This is a genomic window from Paenibacillus sp. FSL H7-0737 (genome assembly GCF_000758545.1).
Taxonomy (GTDB): domain Bacteria; phylum Bacillota; class Bacilli; order Paenibacillales; family Paenibacillaceae; genus Paenibacillus_AQ.
Genome location: NZ_CP009279.1, coordinates 6,749,234 through 6,765,883, shown reverse-complemented (window position 1 = coordinate 6,765,883; position 16,650 = coordinate 6,749,234). Strand labels below are relative to the sequence as shown.

The following is a 16,650-nucleotide window of genomic DNA, read 5'->3' as shown; positions in this document are numbered from 1 at the left end:
CCCAGTAGGCAATATGAAGAGACAAAAAAATATGGATAAATTTGATTTGTTCACAACTTTATCCACAGCTTGTTGATAATTAAGAGAACAAACAAATCTATTCACATTCAAAAGTAATACCATCATAGCAAAACGCCCCTTATTTTTCAATGAGCAGGGCTATTTTATCCACAAATTCAAGCACTTGTGTACAATTATTAGGAACACCACTACATATTGTTGATAATTTGTTTACGGTTCGACACTTTACGCCAAAGCTTCGATAATTTTATACACAGGTTGTGCTCATCTGTGAGTAGTCGACTTTATTTTTTGATCACAGGTGGATAACTGTCATATCTTGTGGATTACTTTTTTTCTAATGGGAGTTGTGGATAAGCGGCTTGAATTAGAGGGAGGGTCTGGAGCCAGCAGTAGGTTGACTTTTGCGCATAAAATATGTTTAAATATATAAAGGTGTTTTCTGTAAGGATATGTCTCGATAATTAAATGATGATTCATGTAGATACTGTCCCTACTATAAGGACGGCTTAGACCGTTTCTGCTTATATGACAGTAATTAAGTTCCTGTAAGGGAGGTGCAATTATGAGACCGACATTTAGACCAAATGTGAGCAAACGCAAGAAGGTTCACGGTTTCCGTAAAAGAATGAGCACGAAAAACGGCCGTAAAGTGCTGGCAGCTCGCCGCTTGAAAGGCAGAAAAGTTTTGAGTGCGTAAGTTAGGCCACTAAGGGACCACTCCGGTGGTCTTTTTTTACTGCTTTTTATTATTATTTGCTCTGCAAACGACTAGGATCTCGCTTAATGCGCTAGCTACACTTTGCGGGGCTATTTAACGTATATACAGAATTATTTTGTGAGAAGTTGAGAATATTTTTCTTTCTATAATATAGAAGGGAAATTTCGGCGTTGTAGTCGCGGTCGTTTATGGCGACATCCAAATGACTATACTATTAGAAGAAAAAAATTCGGAAGGATACTTTTAACCGGATTTATGAAGGAGATTCCCGTGCACAAAAAGTTACGATTACGAAACCGTGCCGACTTCAGTCGTGTATATCGCCATGGGAAGTCATTTGCGAATCATCAATTTGTAGTGTATTGGTTTAGCAAAAAAGAGGTAGAGCGATTTAGAGTTGGGGTATCGGTCAGTAAGAAGGTTGGAAACGCGGTTGTCCGTAACCGAATGAGAAGATTGGTGAAGGAAATCGTCCGTCATCATGAACCTGAAATTGCAGGTGGACTCGATATGGTGTTTATCGTAAGAAAAGGAGCGCTTTCCATGGAATACGCAGAGCTCGAAAAAAGCGTGCTGCATGTACTGCGCAAAGCCAAGCTACTCAAGGCTTCCCGCAAATAAAGGACGCATAAGAGGCTTGTTTATTTGTATTCATAATTATGGTATGATTTACGGTGGAATGGAATGTTCAAGAGAGGGGTTTTGAAGTGTCTCTAATGAAGACTAGACGGGGAAAATGGTTTCTCCTCATCACAGTGATGGTGTTGTCGTTAGCTGTTCTGTCGGGATGCGCTCCGTCAGCTGCTGTTACGCACACTACGGAGGATTTAAAGAATGGAGGCTTCTGGCAAAGTAATGTAGTGTATTATTTCGCCATTGCCTTGGACAAGTTTGCTGATTGGTTTAACGGAGAATATGGTTTAGCCGTACTTGTGATGGTTATTATTGTCCGCACGTTGATTCTTCCGCTTACGATTAAACAGGTGAAGAGCTCGCGGGCAATGCAAGCCATTCAACCGGAACTCCAAAAGATCCAGAAAAAATATAAAGACACACCTGAAAAGGTGCAGCAAGAAACGATGCGTTTGTTCCAAGAGAATAAGGTTAATCCAATGGCGGGTTGTTTACCGCTGATCGTACAAATGCCTATCTTTATCGCTCTCTACAACTCGATCTACTATAATCCACATCTACGGGAGCACTCCTTCTTATGGCTGGAGCTAGGTAAGCCGGATCATCTGTTTATCTTACCAGTGCTTGCAGCATTAACAACATTTATACAAACTAGAATGATGACTAAAATGAACCCGATGCAACAACAAGGGCCAATGCAGTTCATGATGATGATCTATCCAGTTCTGATTTTCGTTATGTCCTACAACTTCCCAGCAGCATTGCCGCTATACTGGGTTTACAGTAACATTTACACTATTGTTCAGAACTATTTCTTATATCGCAACAACGATAAACATAAATTGGCAATCGCAAGTGCTGTGAAAAGTACAGATGACTCAACTGCTGTGAAGAGCAAAGGCGGCAGTAAAGCATCGAAGGGAGCCAAAAAGTCAAAATGAGCAAAGTCGTCGCAACAGGGAAAACCATTGAAGAAGCTGTAGAACGGGGACTAACCCAGCTTGGAGTTCAAAAGGACCGGGTAACGGTCAACGTACTTGAGCAGCCATCAAGAGGATTCCTGGGATTGATCGGTGCGAAAGGTGCCAAGGTTGAGTTAACCTTGATAGCCGAAGCCGCACCGGCATCAGCGGCGAGTGCTCCGTCACTGCCTCAGCAGTCAACAAGAGAGAGCAAACAGGAGGCTAACGGCGGTGTGCCACGCCAAGATTCCGGACAACCGGTGGAGGAAGCTTACCAAGAAGCCGTTCATTTCATTGTGGATGTCGCTAAGAGCATGGGGCTCGAAGTGGAAGTCGAAATCGTCCACACTAAGGAATCCACGATTCTGCAGATATCAGGTCCAGATTTGGGACTTTTGATTGGTAGAAGAGGACAAACTCTCGATGCTCTGCAGTATTTGGCTAATATCGTAGCTAATCGTTACTCCGACAGTTTTATACGGCTTGTGCTAGATGCGGAGAACTTCCGTGAGCGGCGTAAAAAAACTCTCGAAGAGCTGGCTGATCGTTTAGCCAGTCGTGTCATTCGGACTCGTAAAGAGGTAGTACTGGAACCGATGTCACCTCAGGAACGGAAAATTATTCACTCCAGATTACAGGATCATCGGCAAGTGAATACCCTTAGTAAGGGCGAAGAGCCAAATCGCCGCGTCGTTATAACTTTGAAGTAAAGACTATATGATGCAATGACTCCTTGACCAATGTAAGGGGTCATTGCTTTTTTAACAATATAAGACCGTTTATGATCAAAAAAATATAGGTTTTGGGGTGAAAAACAGCATGCTTAGTGACACCATTGCTGCCGTATCGACGGCATTAGGCGAGGGAGGAATTGCTATTATTCGGGTAAGTGGCCCTCAGGCTATTTCCCAAGTGGCGCCTTTGTTTCGTAGCCGAGTTCCGTTAACTGAAGCGGAATCGCATACCGTTCATTATGGGCATATCGTTAGTCCGGATAACGGAGAGAAGATGGAAGAAGTACTTGTAACCGTAATGAAGGGCCCACGTTCTTTTACGACCGAGGATGTAGTAGAGATCAGTGCTCATGGGGGTGTAATTTCTGTAAGAAGGGTGATGGACTTACTTCTTCAGCAGGAGATAAGGTTAGCCGAGCCGGGTGAGTTCACCAAGCGTGCTTTCTTGGGTGGACGTATTGATTTATCACAGGCTGAGGCGGTTATTGATCTCATTCGCTCGAAGTCAGATCGTGCGTTTTCTGTGGCTTTAAAGCAGGTTAGTGGATCCTTGTCGGATCGAATTCATGCTTTGCGCCATACACTTATTGAGATGCTGGCTCATATCGAAGTAAATATAGATTATCCAGAGCATGATGTAGAATCCATGACAGCTGAATTTATTAAAGATAAAAGCAGTGAAGTGATGGAAGGAATCACAAAGCTTCTTAAGACTTCTAATGAAGGAAAAATTCTACGTGAGGGGATAACGACAGCTATAGTTGGTCGTCCCAATGTTGGTAAATCTTCTTTATTAAACGCGTTAGCACGTGATAACAAAGCGATTGTAACAGATATTCCTGGAACAACACGTGATGTCATCGAAGAATATATAACGATAAACAACATTCCGCTTAAGCTGCTTGATACGGCGGGAATTCGTGAAACGATGGATGTAGTGGAGAAGATTGGCGTAGAACGTTCCAAGGCGGCAGTTAGTGATGCGGATCTGATTCTACTTGTGCTAAATGCTAACGAAGAGCTGCATGAGGACGAATTGGCATTGATGGAACAAATCCACGGTAGACAATGCCTAGTGATCATGAATAAAATGGACTTACCGCCCAAACTGGATAAGGATAAGTTGCTCTCGTTCTTTGAGGAGTCCAATATCGTACCGATGTCCGTTCTGGAAGAGGAAGGTCTAGACAAACTTGAAGATGCCATTTCGACACTCTTTTTTGGTGGAAAGCTGGAATCGGGTGACTTGACATATGTAAGTAATGTGAGACATATTGCACTGCTTAAAAAAGCCTATAAATCACTACAGGATGCATACGATGCGGCGGAACAGTATATTCCAATTGATATGATTCAAATCGATGTACGGCTAGCATGGGAACAACTCGGTGAAATTATAGGCGATACGGCAGCGGACTCGTTGTTAGATCAAATATTCTCACAATTTTGTTTAGGAAAATAGGTTTTACATTTTAATATAACATTAGGGGGAAACAGGACATGAGTTATGATGGAGGCAACTATGACGTAATCGTCATTGGCGCCGGTCATGCCGGTTGCGAAGCAGCTCTAGCGTCAGCACGAATGGGCTGCAGCACGTTGATGATCACAATTAACCTGGATATGGTTGCATTCATGCCCTGCAATCCGTCCATAGGCGGACCTGCCAAAGGACATGTGGTGCGTGAGATTGATGCGCTAGGCGGAGAAATGGGCCGTAATATAGATAAGACTTTTATTCAGCTTCGTATGCTTAACACAGGGAAGGGACCTGCGGTGCATGCATTGCGTGCACAAGCTGATAAGTTCTTGTACCAACATACAATGAAGGAAACGATGGAGAAAACGCCTAATTTGACGCTTCGTCAAGGGATGGTTGAGCGTTTAATCGTTGAGGATGGACGTTGTGCGGGTGTAGTTACGAAGACAGGAACGGAATACCATAGTAAGACTGTTATCCTGACTACAGGTACTTACCTGCGTGGTAAGGTGATCATGGGTGAACTGACATATGAGAGTGGACCTAACAATCAACAGCCATCAGTGAAGCTATCTGAGAATTTGCGGGAGCTTGGTTTTGAATTGGTGCGTTTTAAGACAGGTACACCACCACGTGTACATCGCGATACGATCGATTTCTCGAAGACAGAAATTCAACCCGGCGACGATGAGCCTAAATTCTTTTCGTTTGAAACGAAATCATCCAACAATGAACAGCTTCCTTGTTGGTTAACTTATACCTCTGAGGTTACTCATCAGATTATTAATGACAACCTTCATCGTGCGCCGATGTTTACGGGTATTATTGAAGGAACAGGTCCACGTTATTGCCCATCTATTGAAGATAAAGTAGTAAGATTTAGTGATAAATCTAAGCATCAGATCTTTTTAGAGCCAGAAGGAAAAAATACATCGGAATACTATGTACAAGGTCTGTCGACTAGTCTTCCTGAGGATGTACAGCTGGCGATTCTGCGTTCCATCCCTGGTATGGAAAAGGTAGAGATGATGCGTAACGGCTATGCTATTGAATATGATGCAATGGTTCCTACACAGCTATGGCCATCTCTTGAAACTAAACGTTTACCTGGTCTTTTCACTGCTGGACAAATCAATGGTACTTCCGGTTATGAAGAAGCAGCTGGCCAAGGTGTAATGGCTGGAATTAATGCAGCACGCAAAGTGCAAGACAAAGAACCCGTAATCTTAGATCGTTCACAGGGATACATTGGTGTACTCATTGATGATCTGGTGACTAAGGGCACTAATGAACCTTATCGTCTGCTTACTTCACGTGCAGAATATCGTTTGTTGCTTCGCCATGATAATGCAGATTTAAGACTTACACCTATCGGTTACGACATTGGTTTGATTACACAGGAACGTTTCGATAACTTCACGGATAAAAAAGAACGGGTGGAGCGTGAAATTGTTCGTCTGCAAGAGACAAAGGTTAAACCTGTTGAGGTAAACCATGTACTAGCGCAATATGAATCGGCACCTATTGTAGACGGCAGTAATTTGCTTGTTTTGATGCGGCGTCCAGAGCTTGTATATAGCTTCGTAGATCAAGTCTCGCCATCACCGGAAATGCTGGATGCAGAAATGAAGGAGCAAGTGGAAATCCAAATCAAATATGCCGGATATATTGAAAAACAGCTCCAACATGTGGAGCGCTTGCAAAAGATGGAGAAGAAGAAAATTCCAGATGACATTAATTATAATGAAATCCATGGATTAGCGATGGAAGCGCGGCAGAAGCTGACTAAGATCCGTCCAATCTCTATCGGGCAGGCCTCTCGGATTGCGGGAGTCACACCTGCCGACATTTCTATTCTCCTCGTATATCTCGAGCATTACAACCGGGTAACCGCGGCGAAAGGATAATCTATGGATAATACGGAAGTTCAATTCACACAGCTTTTACAAGAAAGAGGCATTACACTTACAGCAGAACAATTGGAGCAATTCGATCTTTACTATAAGGAACTCGTATCCTGGAATGAAAAAATGAATCTCACTGGAATAACAGAGCGTGAGCAGGTTTACACGAAACATTTTTATGATTCGATCTCTCTAGCCTTTTTCCTTAATATCAATGAGATAAACAATTTAGCAGATATCGGTTCGGGAGCCGGGTTTCCAGGCATTCCGCTTAAAATTTGTTTTCCACATTTGAAGCTGACGATCATTGATTCACTGAGTAAAAGAATCTCTTTTCTACAGCATGTCTGTACTACGTTGAAATTAACGGATGTGCAATTGATTCATGGTCGTGCGGAGGATATTGCCCGGCAATTCAAGCATCGTGATGCCTATGATTTGGTGACTGCGCGTGCGGTGGCGAGATTATCCTTGTTGAATGAATTTTGTCTTCCTTTTACACGTAAGGATGGAGTTTTCGCTGCCATGAAGGGAAGCGATCCTTCTGAAGAATTAGATGAGGCAAAGTACAGCTTAAAGGAACTTCGTGCTCAACTCGGCAAAGTAGATTCTTTCAGCTTACCTGTGGAAGAGTCGGCGCGACATATTGTCATTATTCGTAAGACAGGTGCCACTCCTTCTAAGTACCCACGAAAAGCGGGAATTCCTGCCAAAACACCACTTATCAAATAATGTTTCACGTGAAACATTATAGATTGGAAAATATATTTAAGGTCATCCTCATTTTAGAGGGTGACCTTTTTTTGAGTGGAATTAGGATAACGATCTCAAATGAACTTTAATTAAAAGATAAACTAAATTGATATGTTTATTAAGCGGCTATCATTATGAAAATGCAGGAAAAATAGGTCTTTACGGAGAATATGATTATGTAGAGAAAAGTGATAGAATAGCATAGTAGACTTTTAATTTTGTATATAACTCCTTCTCTGTACTCTTGTTCGAAAGAAGGAGAGATTATGATGCCTGATAGCTGCAGGCCATTTCATAATATCAGAATGTTTTTTATTGCTGTACGATACGCTTTCCGAGAAGAGGGTCAAGAAGATCGTACTATAACGAAATTAGGTGGTTATGAACGGAATGAAAGAACAATTTACCAAGCTATTTGGATTTACCGAGCGGAGCAGCGGAGAAGAGATTAAACAAATACCAGTTCATGAGGTCATTAGCAGTCCTTACCAACCACGGACGATATTCGATGACGACAAGATCGATGAGTTGTGCCAGACGATTAAAACTCATGGGGTCATTCAACCCATAGTTGTACGCATGCGAGATTCCGTGTACGAGATCATTGCAGGTGAACGACGCTGGCGTGCGGTCAAAAAGCTTGGTTTAGAGACGATTCCAGCCATTGTTCGTGAATTCAATGATTCACAGGCCGCATCTATTGCGCTTATAGAAAACTTACAGCGTGAGGGCTTGACCTCTATTGAAGAAGCTGTTGCTTATCAAAAGTTAATTGATCTTCATCAATTGACGCAAGAAAGCTTAGCACAACGACTAGGTAAAAGTCAGTCTACCATAGCTAATAAAATTCGCTTACTTAATTTACCTGAAGAGGTTAAGATGGCGTTAATGGAGCGTCAGATTTCTGAAAGACATGCACGTTCATTATTATCACTCGATAGTGTGGAGATGCAACTGAAAGTGTTGGCAGAAATCATTTCAAAAGGCTTAAATGTTAAACAAACAGAAGCTCGTATTGCTTTCTACAAACAAGTCTCACAAACTAAAAAATCAAAGCGGGTCTCCTATACCAAGGATGTTCGTCTAGCTCTTAATACAATTCGTCAATCTATTGATATGGTGTCAGGCTCAGGGATGGAAATCAAAACGTCAGAAAATGACCGTGGTGACCATTACGAGATTGTAATCCAAATCCCCAAAAGATAAATTGTTTCAAAAGCTGAAGGCGGCCTTGAGGTGATTGGCCGCCTTTGGTGTGGCTAGAACCGGGATGTGTTGGCCAGGCCTGTAATTTAAAGTTCCAGTATATAATAGTTGTCTATATTCTTCATAAAGTGTGACGCTATATCAGCGTCAGGAACATTTGTACTTGCGATCTACGAGAAGATTCTTCCTAACTATTCGAGGTGAAATAAGTGTCCAAGATTATTGCCATAGCAAATCAAAAAGGCGGTGTCGGTAAAACAACAACCTCCGTGAACCTAGGTGCCGGTATGGCTACATTAGGAAAAAGAGTGCTTCTAGTTGATATCGATCCTCAAGGTAACACTACTAGCGGCGTTGGCGTCAACAAGGCGGACGTGGCGAATTGTATATATGACATTCTTATAAATGAGGTAAATCCTCTAGAAACCATACTGGAAACTCAAAATGAAGGACTGCATATCATTCCGGCGACCATTCAATTAGCGGGTGCGGAAATCGAGTTAGTATCGACGATTTCCAGAGAGCTAAAGCTAAAAAAGGCGCTGAATGCGGTTAAAAACAATTATGATTATATTATCATCGATTGTCCTCCTTCACTTGGCATTTTAACAATCAATTCTCTTACGGCAGCGGATTCGGTAATCATCCCGATCCAGTGTGAATATTATGCACTTGAGGGTTTGAGTCAGCTTTTAAACACAGTTCGTCTGGTGCAAAAGAATCTCAACCCGCATCTGAAGATAGAGGGAGTATTATTGACTATGCTTGATGCCCGGACCAATCTGGGAATCCAGGTGATAGAAGAGGTTAAGAAGTATTTCCAAGAGAAAGTATATAGAACGATTATTCCTCGGAATGTCCGGTTAAGTGAAGCGCCTTCACATGGACAATCCATTATCACTTATGATCCTCGCTCTAAAGGAGCGGAAGTGTATTTAGAGTTGGCAAAGGAAGTGATTTCTTATGAGTAAACGTTTAGGAAAAGGTCTGGATGCGCTGATTCCATCTTTATCTATTAATGAAGATGATAAGGTAGTTGAGATTCCCTTAGCTCAACTACGTGCTAATCCATATCAACCACGTAAAGATTTTAATGAAGAGGCCATTCAAGAACTGGCAGAATCTATCAGACAACATGGCGTGATTCAGCCGATCATAGTCCGTAGCGTATTGAAGGGGTATGAGATCATTGCCGGCGAACGCAGATTCCGGGCTTCGCAATATTGTGGCAAAGCTACAATCCCAGCAGTTGTTAGAAATCTTAGTGATCAACAGGTTATGGAGATTGCCTTAATTGAGAACTTGCAACGTGAGAACTTAAATGCAATGGAGATCGCAGTGGCTTACCAAGGCCTAATGGATCAGTTTTCACTCACGCAGGAAGAACTCTCGCTTAAGGTAGGAAAGTCCAGATCTCATATCGCCAACTTCCTGAGATTGCTTTCTTTACCTGAAGAAGTAAAAGAATATGTTTCACGTGGAACAATGTCAATGGGGCACGCGCGGGCAATTGTTGCTTTAAAGGATCCGGAAGTAATTAAACAACTGGCCGAACAATGCGTGGAACAACAGTGGAGTGTAAGAGAGCTAGAAGAAACAGTGAAGAACTTGGACCGAAAACCTACTAATGGAGTTAAAGTCAAAGTTGTTAAACGTGATCCCTATATTGATAATGTAGAGGAAGTATTGCGTGAACGTTTTAAAACAACGGTGAAAATAAAACAGGGCAAGGAAAAAGGAAAGATTGAACTGAATTACTACAGTGCTCAGGATTTAGAAAGATTGTTGGAATTATTGGGTAACTAAATGGGTATCTATGCCAAGAACATATCCTGAGATATCCTTAATCGGATAATTAGGGGTATGTTTTTTTGAATAAGTTGATTAAAAAAGGGTAATAGACGAGGAGCGAGGTTATGGAAGACTTCGTATATCTGGATCACGCAGCAACCTCGTGGCCGAAACCACCAGAGGTTGCAGCTGCGATGATGAATGCTCTGCAGTCAGGAGCGAATGCTGGTAGAGGTAATTACTCGCTAGCGATAGGAAGCGGTCGAGTGTTAGTAAAGACGCGGAGTGTGCTGGCGGGATTGTTCGGTGTATCTAATGCGCAAAATATAGCTTTTACCCATAATACTACGATGAGTTTGAATATGGCGATCAGAGGGACGCTTAAAGTGGGAGATCACGTGATTTCAACGATGACAGAACACAATTCTGTGAGACGGCCGCTGGAATACTTGCGTAAGACACTTGGGATAAAAGTTGACTATCTAAAAGTGGATCGTGAAGGGCAATTGGATTTAAAAGAACTCAAAAATGCTTTCCAGCCGAATACCAAAATGGTGATCTGCAATCACAGCTCGAATTTACTAGGAAGTATACTCCCTATCGGTGATATTGGTGATATCGTTAAATCGCATGGTGCTGTGTTTCTAGTGGATGCAGCTCAAAGTGCAGGCTCACTTGATATTGATGTTAAAAAAATGAATATAGACTTATTGGCATTTCCGGGGCATAAAGGACTACTTGGACCACAAGGAACCGGTGGGCTTTATATATCACCTGAATTGGATCTTGAACCCTTAATGCATGGAGGAACGGGGAGTCAATCTGAAAACAGTGATCAACCCTCTGTTCGTCCAGATCGATATGAAGCGGGAACACAAAATACGGTAGGGATTGCCGGTTTACTAGCAGGTGTTCAAAAGGTACAATCTTTAGGGACGAATGTTATCCATGAGAGTGAATGGACATTAACTCAAAAGCTAATGGAAGGGTTGTCCAACATCCCAGGCATTAGAATATTAGGACCCTCTCTAGGGGCTCCGAGAACTGGCATTGTATCTTTTGTGGTAGATGGAGAAGAATCGGCGAATATTGCTCACCGTCTAGATCGTGATTATAAAATAGCGGTCAGAGCGGGTATGCATTGTACCCCTTTGGCACATAAGGCGGTTGACACGCTAGAGAGTGGTGCTGTTCGGGCGAGTGTAGGTGTAGATACGACAGAGCATAATATAAGCAGAATGCTGGCTGCTATGGATGAGTTATATGGCAATGCCCGCAGCAGATGAATAAAAAGGATGGTCCATTCATGTCTGAATTAAATCAATTAATTAGTGAGCAGTTGCAGTGGTTTGTGTTTGGTTTTACAGTAATTATGTTGGTGCTGATAATCACTGTGATCGCCCAGGGGGCTAAGCTACGTGCTATGCGGCGTAAATATGAGGCCATGATGGCTGGAAGCGGTGTGGAGGATCTGGAAGGCCTTCTAATTGATCTGAAGAACCAAAGCGACATGCTGGAAGAAGAACAACGTGAACAAAAAACCGTATTAGAAGCAACTCAAACTAGAATGCGTGGCATGAAGTCCAATATTGCGCTGAAACGTTATAATGCCTTTGGTGAACGTGGCAATGATCTGAGTTTCTCAGTCGCTATACTGGATGACAACAGTAGTGGTATTGTATTAACCAGTCTTCATAATCGTGAGAATTCTTACATTTACTCTAAACCTATGCAGAATGGCGAATCACAATATGTCTTATCACCTGAAGAAAAAGAAGTAGTTACTCTCGCGTTGCAGCGGACCTAGCATGAAGATTCCATTGCTTTAAGGCAGAATATAGACTCGTAGCTATAATATCAGATAATCGCATAACTAAACTTAATCGCGTGTTCTGTAATACAAAATACTCCATAAAGCCGCCGACATTAACGATTCCCGTCAAATGGATATCACCTACCGGCGGCAATTGTTTATTTACGCCAGCACCTGGTCTCAAAGGCCCTTCAACGACTTGGATGCATCCTACACTAGTAGAGTGACCTAAACAAGCATCTATACCGATGATAAAGGGGTTACTATATCTTTCGTTGATTAGGGATAGAGTTTCCTCAAGGTTAACAGCATGGACAGGCTCCTCAAGAGTTCCATATAAATGAAACAGCGGACTATGAAAACGTGACAATGCAGTGCCAACAAGAGGGCCAAGAGAATCTCCTGTGGATCGGTCCGTACCTACACAAATGACGACAATCTGTGTTTCCGGGCGTGTACGTGCAAAGTGAAACAGTAGCCGGTGGGTAATAGCAGAATAGATATCGGGATCGGTATGTGATATTTTTAAACAGGACGTTTCTTGCGCTGATGTAGCTTTCGATGAAAAATTCATACCATCTTCCTTTCTGAAGCTGATTCTATTTGATGGTATCTAGTATATGGATAGAAGAGGGGTTTTATACTACAGCGGCAAGAGATAGGACGATAAACCTATGGGAGGCGTAACGTATATGCAGGAAGAGATGTTGATCGCGTTTGACTCTACCCAGCAGGCGCTTCGTGCTGAAATGCTGCTTGAGTATGCGGAAATTGAAATTGATATATTTCCAACCCCGAAAGAGATCACGGCAGGATGCGCGATATCGATTCAGTTTTATCAAAGTGCACTGGAAGAGGTACAAAGGATAGTAACGGAACAGAATATCGAAATACGCGGTATCTACGGAAAACACAACGAGAACTACATACTGATTGAGAGGTAGGGAGGACTATACAATATGAATAGGTGGATATTAGAGGCTACTACTCCCGGTGATGCTGTAAAAGATGCCTTGCGTTTTAAAGATAAGGTGTGGAATTGGTTTACCGATGCTGATATGTGGGCCAATGCCTTATTCTCAGGACTACGAATTCTTATTATTTTTCTCTTAACTAGGGTTATTATTAAGATTGTTTCTAATATTATTGATCGTTCGCTTGAACGTAAAACGGGTGGCAGAATTCTGTCTAACACACGAAGGTTTACTACGGTAGGGGAATTGATGAAAAATGTAGTAACGGTTATCTGTAATTTTGTGATGATCATGCTCATTCTTTCAGAGTTCCACTTCGATTTAGCACCCTTGTTGGCCGGAGCAGGTGTACTTGGTCTGGCAGTAGGTTTTGGAGCACAAAGTCTGGTGAAGGATGTTATTACAGGGTTCTTTATTATTTTGGAGGACCAATTTGCGGTTGGTGATGTAATTCAGACAGGTACTTATAAAGGGACTGTAGAATTAATCGGATTGCGAACAACAAGACTGTTAAGTGCAACCGGAGAAGTATTTATTATCCCTAATGGACTAATTACGAATGTAACGAACTATTCTCTTTCCAATGCATTGGCTGTAGTTGATGTTCCTGTTAAAATGGAGCGAAGCTTGGAAGCTACGTTAGGATTAATTGGCGAGGCGCTAAAAGGAATAGAAGAACGTAACTCCAATGTGCTTGCTTACCCTAACGTGCTCGGAATACAGTCCATGAGTACCTCGGAATATGTGATTCGTATAGCTGCCAGCTGTGCTCCTAATGCAAGAGATGCAGCGGAAAGACAAATTCAGAACGACATAAAGCAGGCATTAGAGAAACAGAGCATGCTGGAACTAGCTCAAGCTGAAGAAGAAGCACGTAAGAAAGCAGAGGCAGAGGCGAAGGCTGAAATAGATCTTGCGAAAACAGAACATGCACTAGAAGTTACAGGGTCGGCAAACACTGGATCAAGACGGCAAATTGCAGCTACACAAGAAGGAGAAGAGGGGGAAGAATAGTGGAACGTAAAGTTTTTCAGCTTGGGGATATAGTGCAAATGAAGAAGCAGCATCCTTGTGGATCTAATGAGATGGAAATCATTCGCATGGGGATGGATATCCGAATTAAATGTACAGGCTGTCAGCATAGTGTTCTGATTCCCCGTGCTAAATTCGAGAAGAATATGAAGAAGGTACTGCGCTCTGCGGAGGAAAATACAGACAATAATTAAGCTTGCAAATGGCATGTCTGCATGATACAATTATTTTTGCTGCGGAGAGGTACCCAAGAGGCCCAAGGGGGCTGACTCGAAATCAGTTAGGCGTGTCAAAGCGTGCGTGGGTTCGAATCCCACCCTCTCCGCCACTTCAGCATATATAACATTTAATGAATCCTTCGTTCCTGTAACGGAGGTTTTTTTGTGTCTATAATTGCCGATATACAAAATAATATATAACGCAAAAAGAAGGGCCCTTTCGGGTCCTTCTTCAGGAGGCAGTACATCAATGATGTTTGGAATTTCTCTGTTTATAGCGACTAAAGTGATTTAGGCGTTGCTGAGGCTAATGCTTTTTTAAGGCAATAACCCACTACTCTTCCCAGCTTACAATAGATGCTGAATCAGATCTCCTGTGATTGTGTTCGTCTACGACGGCCAACGGAACCACACCTCTCTTTTGTACTGCCTGAGTATAGTATGTGTAATGTCGGGCTTTTTATACACATTTATTTTTAAAATATTTTTGAATTAGTGGACCCGTGCTTTTTCAACCTTTTTCCACTTTCGATTTTTGTTGGTGGTCTCAGGGAAGGTGTCCCCTTTTTCCATTTTAATGTGCTGTGGATTCGAAATCTCAGTATGGAAGCTTCGGGCTTCGCCTACCTCTGTGTACATGCCTGGATTGGGGGCCTTGTCGCCTTCTTCATATTCCGTTTTCTCACCCATCATTATTCCTCCTTTTTTAGTGTAGATGAATTCGTAATTATTGTGCGCAGGTAGTGATTTTTTCATGTAAAAAGAGGGGGAGGAGTTGTCCTGTATTAATATTGCTTGCACTCTGCTGTTCATTTTGGTATATTAATCAGGTGCGAGTCTATGTTTGTGCTCGTTCCTTGCTCCTGACGTGATTAGGGGCCTCAGACCATAAGGAGGTGAAAATTATGCGCAAATATGAAGTGATGTACATTATTCGTCCTGACATTGAACAAGAAGCCGTTCAAGCAGCAGTCGATAAATTCCAAGGCATCATCTCCAATGGCGGGGAAATTACAAAGCACGAAGTGCAAGGTAAACGCCGTCTTGCGTATGAGATCAAGAAATTCCGTGATGGCGTTTATGTTTTGGTTAACTTCAATGCAGAACCTGCAGTAGTTACTGAATTAGAACGTCTTATGAAGATTTCTGACGAAGTTATTCGTTATCTCATTACGAACGACGTTGCTTAAGATCTTGACAAGCTTTGTAATGAATCGCTCTAAAGGAGGGGACCAGAATTGTTGAACCGTATCATTTTGATCGGACGGTTGACCCGTGACCCGGAACTTCGTTATACTCCCGCTGGTGTTGCCGTAACGCAATTTACGCTAGCCGTAGATCGTAACTTTACGGGCCAGAATGGTGAACGTGAGGCAGACTTCATCCCGGTTGTAACCTGGAGACAGCTAGCAGAAACCTGTGCCAATTACTTGCGCAAAGGTCGTCTGACAGCAGTGGAAGGACGCATCCAAGTGCGGAATTATGAGAATAACGAAGGCAAACGTGTATACGTAACTGAAGTTATTGCTGATAATGTTCGTTTCCTGGAATCTTCACAGAGCCGTGAAGGTGGAAATACTTCAAGTGGTGCAAGTAGTATGCCTGAAGAGCCAGCATATGGTGGCGGTGGTAACGCTGGACGCGGAAATAACAACAATAATTTCTCGCGTAACAACAATACTCAAGATCCTTTTTCGGGCGATGGTAAACCGATTGATATATCGGATGATGATTTGCCATTTTAATTAGGAAGGACTGAAAAGAATATGGCTTTTAAACCAAGAGAAGGCGCTGACAACGACAAAAGACCAGCACGTCGTGGTGGACGCAACAAGCGTAAAAAAGTTTGCTTTTTCACTGTGAACAAGATTACTCACATTGATTATAAAGATACCGAACTTCTTAAGAAGTTCATCAGCGAACGTGGAAAGATTTTGCCACGTCGTGTAACAGGTACAAGTGCAAAATACCAACGCGCTCTTACCATTGCTGTAAAACGCTCGCGTCAAATCGCGTTGCTTCCTTACACAACGGAATAGGACGTTTTATAAAAGCAGTCGGGAAACCGGCTGCTTTTTTTGTATGCAGAAAAGGAAGTATTAATAGTAGGGTAAGCATGAAATCGAATTATTTGGGCGTTGAATCGTTTGACGTTGGCACTTTATTATGTTAAATTACAGCTATCCTATAACTAAAGGGGAAATTTTGATGTCGGTGACCGTTCTTAACTAGCAATTTCATAACACTTGATTAGGAAGGCTTTAGCAGGCTCGTTATGAGGCGATTACGTGCTCTATTTGAGTTCGTATTACGCAGCAGTCTGTTGTTCCTTACGGGTGGATGATTTAGTTAAGAACACACGAAGCGTCAAATGGCCTCTTTACGGCTGTTGTTCTCTTTGTAATTAA

The 16,650-nt window shown here is 42.4% G+C and carries 20 protein-coding genes and 1 tRNA gene; 19 read left to right on the top strand and 2 right to left on the bottom strand.

Annotation, left to right across the window (positions count from 1 at the left end):
• Positions 1-586 precede the first annotated feature (586 nt).
• From rpmH to H70737_RS29485, 12 genes are all read left to right on the top strand, one after another.
• A complete protein-coding gene (gene rpmH / locus H70737_RS29540; protein WP_039295761.1) occupies positions 587-721 on the top strand; it encodes a 50S ribosomal protein L34 in 135 nt (44 codons plus the stop codon).
• Positions 722-1,012: 291 nt separating this feature from the next.
• Positions 1,013-1,363: a ribonuclease P protein component gene (gene rnpA, locus H70737_RS29535; protein ID WP_042193070.1), complete on the top strand. Its 351-nt coding sequence runs from the start codon at positions 1,013-1,015 to the stop codon at positions 1,361-1,363.
• A gap of 86 nt (positions 1,364-1,449) precedes the next feature.
• On the top strand, positions 1,450-2,316 hold the full coding sequence (locus H70737_RS29530; RefSeq protein WP_042193068.1) for a YidC/Oxa1 family membrane protein insertase: 867 nt from the start codon (positions 1,450-1,452) through the stop codon (positions 2,314-2,316).
• Entirely contained in the window at positions 2,313-3,047 is a 735-nt protein-coding gene (gene jag / locus H70737_RS29525; protein WP_042193066.1) for an RNA-binding cell elongation regulator Jag/EloR, read from the top strand. Before H70737_RS29530 ends, jag begins: the two co-directional genes overlap by 4 nt.
• Before the next feature lie 109 nt (positions 3,048-3,156).
• Positions 3,157-4,533, top strand: a complete 1,377-nt coding sequence (gene mnmE / locus H70737_RS29520) for a tRNA uridine-5-carboxymethylaminomethyl(34) synthesis GTPase MnmE (RefSeq protein ID WP_042193063.1) — start codon at positions 3,157-3,159, stop codon at positions 4,531-4,533.
• A 38-nt stretch (positions 4,534-4,571) separates the two neighbouring features.
• Positions 4,572-6,458 (top strand): tRNA uridine-5-carboxymethylaminomethyl(34) synthesis enzyme MnmG, encoded by a 1,887-nt coding sequence (gene mnmG / locus H70737_RS29515; RefSeq protein ID WP_042193060.1) that lies wholly within the window; start codon positions 4,572-4,574, stop codon positions 6,456-6,458.
• Between the two features lie 3 nt (positions 6,459-6,461).
• Positions 6,462-7,187: a 16S rRNA (guanine(527)-N(7))-methyltransferase RsmG gene (gene rsmG, locus H70737_RS29510; RefSeq protein WP_042193058.1), complete on the top strand. Its 726-nt coding sequence runs from the start codon at positions 6,462-6,464 to the stop codon at positions 7,185-7,187.
• Between the two features lie 411 nt (positions 7,188-7,598).
• Positions 7,599-8,414 carry a nucleoid occlusion protein gene (gene noc / locus H70737_RS29505; protein ID WP_042193056.1) on the top strand — a complete coding sequence of 272 codons (816 nt, stop codon included), beginning with the start codon at positions 7,599-7,601 and terminating at the stop codon, positions 8,412-8,414.
• 209 nt (positions 8,415-8,623) lie between these two features.
• A complete protein-coding gene (locus H70737_RS29500) occupies positions 8,624-9,385 on the top strand; it encodes a ParA family protein (RefSeq protein ID WP_042131728.1) in 762 nt (253 codons plus the stop codon).
• Complete coding sequence (locus tag H70737_RS29495) at positions 9,378-10,220, top strand: ParB/RepB/Spo0J family partition protein (protein WP_042193054.1); 843 nt, start codon at positions 9,378-9,380, stop codon at positions 10,218-10,220. Before H70737_RS29500 ends, H70737_RS29495 begins: the two co-directional genes overlap by 8 nt.
• Positions 10,221-10,330: 110 nt before the next feature.
• Positions 10,331-11,491, top strand: coding sequence for an aminotransferase class V-fold PLP-dependent enzyme (locus tag H70737_RS29490; RefSeq protein WP_042193052.1), 1,161 nt, complete (start codon positions 10,331-10,333; stop codon positions 11,489-11,491).
• 20 nt (positions 11,492-11,511) lie between these two features.
• Complete coding sequence (locus H70737_RS29485; protein ID WP_042193049.1) at positions 11,512-12,012, top strand: DUF4446 family protein; 501 nt, start codon at positions 11,512-11,514, stop codon at positions 12,010-12,012.
• Here the strand turns inward: H70737_RS29485 and yyaC are convergent.
• Positions 11,987-12,592, bottom strand: a complete 606-nt coding sequence (gene yyaC, locus H70737_RS29480) for a spore protease YyaC (protein WP_042131724.1) — start codon at positions 12,590-12,592, stop codon at positions 11,987-11,989. The genes H70737_RS29485 and yyaC overlap by 26 nt on opposite strands.
• 118 nt (positions 12,593-12,710) lie before the next feature.
• On the opposite strand from yyaC, the gene H70737_RS29475 reads away from it, so the two are divergent.
• The 4 genes from H70737_RS29475 to H70737_RS29460 all read left to right on the top strand — a co-directional run bounded on the left by H70737_RS29475 (position 12,711) and on the right by H70737_RS29460 (position 14,352).
• Positions 12,711-12,962 (top strand): putative Se/S carrier protein, encoded by a 252-nt coding sequence (locus H70737_RS29475; RefSeq protein ID WP_042193047.1) that lies wholly within the window; start codon positions 12,711-12,713, stop codon positions 12,960-12,962.
• A 15-nt stretch (positions 12,963-12,977) separates the two neighbouring features.
• On the top strand, positions 12,978-14,006 hold the full coding sequence (locus tag H70737_RS29470; RefSeq protein ID WP_042193045.1) for a mechanosensitive ion channel family protein: 1,029 nt from the start codon (positions 12,978-12,980) through the stop codon (positions 14,004-14,006).
• Positions 14,006-14,218 carry a DUF951 domain-containing protein gene (locus tag H70737_RS29465; protein WP_042193044.1) on the top strand — a complete coding sequence of 71 codons (213 nt, stop codon included), beginning with the start codon at positions 14,006-14,008 and terminating at the stop codon, positions 14,216-14,218. Before H70737_RS29470 ends, H70737_RS29465 begins: the two co-directional genes overlap by 1 nt.
• 43 nt (positions 14,219-14,261) lie before the next feature.
• Positions 14,262-14,352 (top strand) — tRNA-Ser (locus H70737_RS29460).
• A 382-nt stretch (positions 14,353-14,734) separates the two neighbouring features.
• Here the strand turns inward: H70737_RS29460 and H70737_RS29455 are convergent.
• Positions 14,735-14,932 (bottom strand): YjzC family protein, encoded by a 198-nt coding sequence (locus tag H70737_RS29455; protein WP_042131720.1) that lies wholly within the window; start codon positions 14,930-14,932, stop codon positions 14,735-14,737.
• 215 nt (positions 14,933-15,147) lie between these two features.
• On the opposite strand from H70737_RS29455, the gene rpsF reads away from it, so the two are divergent.
• The 3 genes from rpsF to rpsR are packed head-to-tail and all read left to right on the top strand — an operon-like array spanning position 15,148 to position 16,281.
• Complete coding sequence (rpsF, locus tag H70737_RS29450; RefSeq protein ID WP_036677776.1) at positions 15,148-15,432, top strand: 30S ribosomal protein S6; 285 nt, start codon at positions 15,148-15,150, stop codon at positions 15,430-15,432.
• Positions 15,433-15,480: 48 nt separating this feature from the next.
• A complete protein-coding gene (gene ssb / locus H70737_RS29445; protein WP_036677780.1) occupies positions 15,481-15,987 on the top strand; it encodes a single-stranded DNA-binding protein in 507 nt (168 codons plus the stop codon).
• A gap of 21 nt (positions 15,988-16,008) precedes the next feature.
• Positions 16,009-16,281, top strand: coding sequence for a 30S ribosomal protein S18 (gene rpsR / locus H70737_RS29440; RefSeq protein ID WP_036651767.1), 273 nt, complete (start codon positions 16,009-16,011; stop codon positions 16,279-16,281).
• Positions 16,282-16,650: the final 369 nt, after the last annotated feature.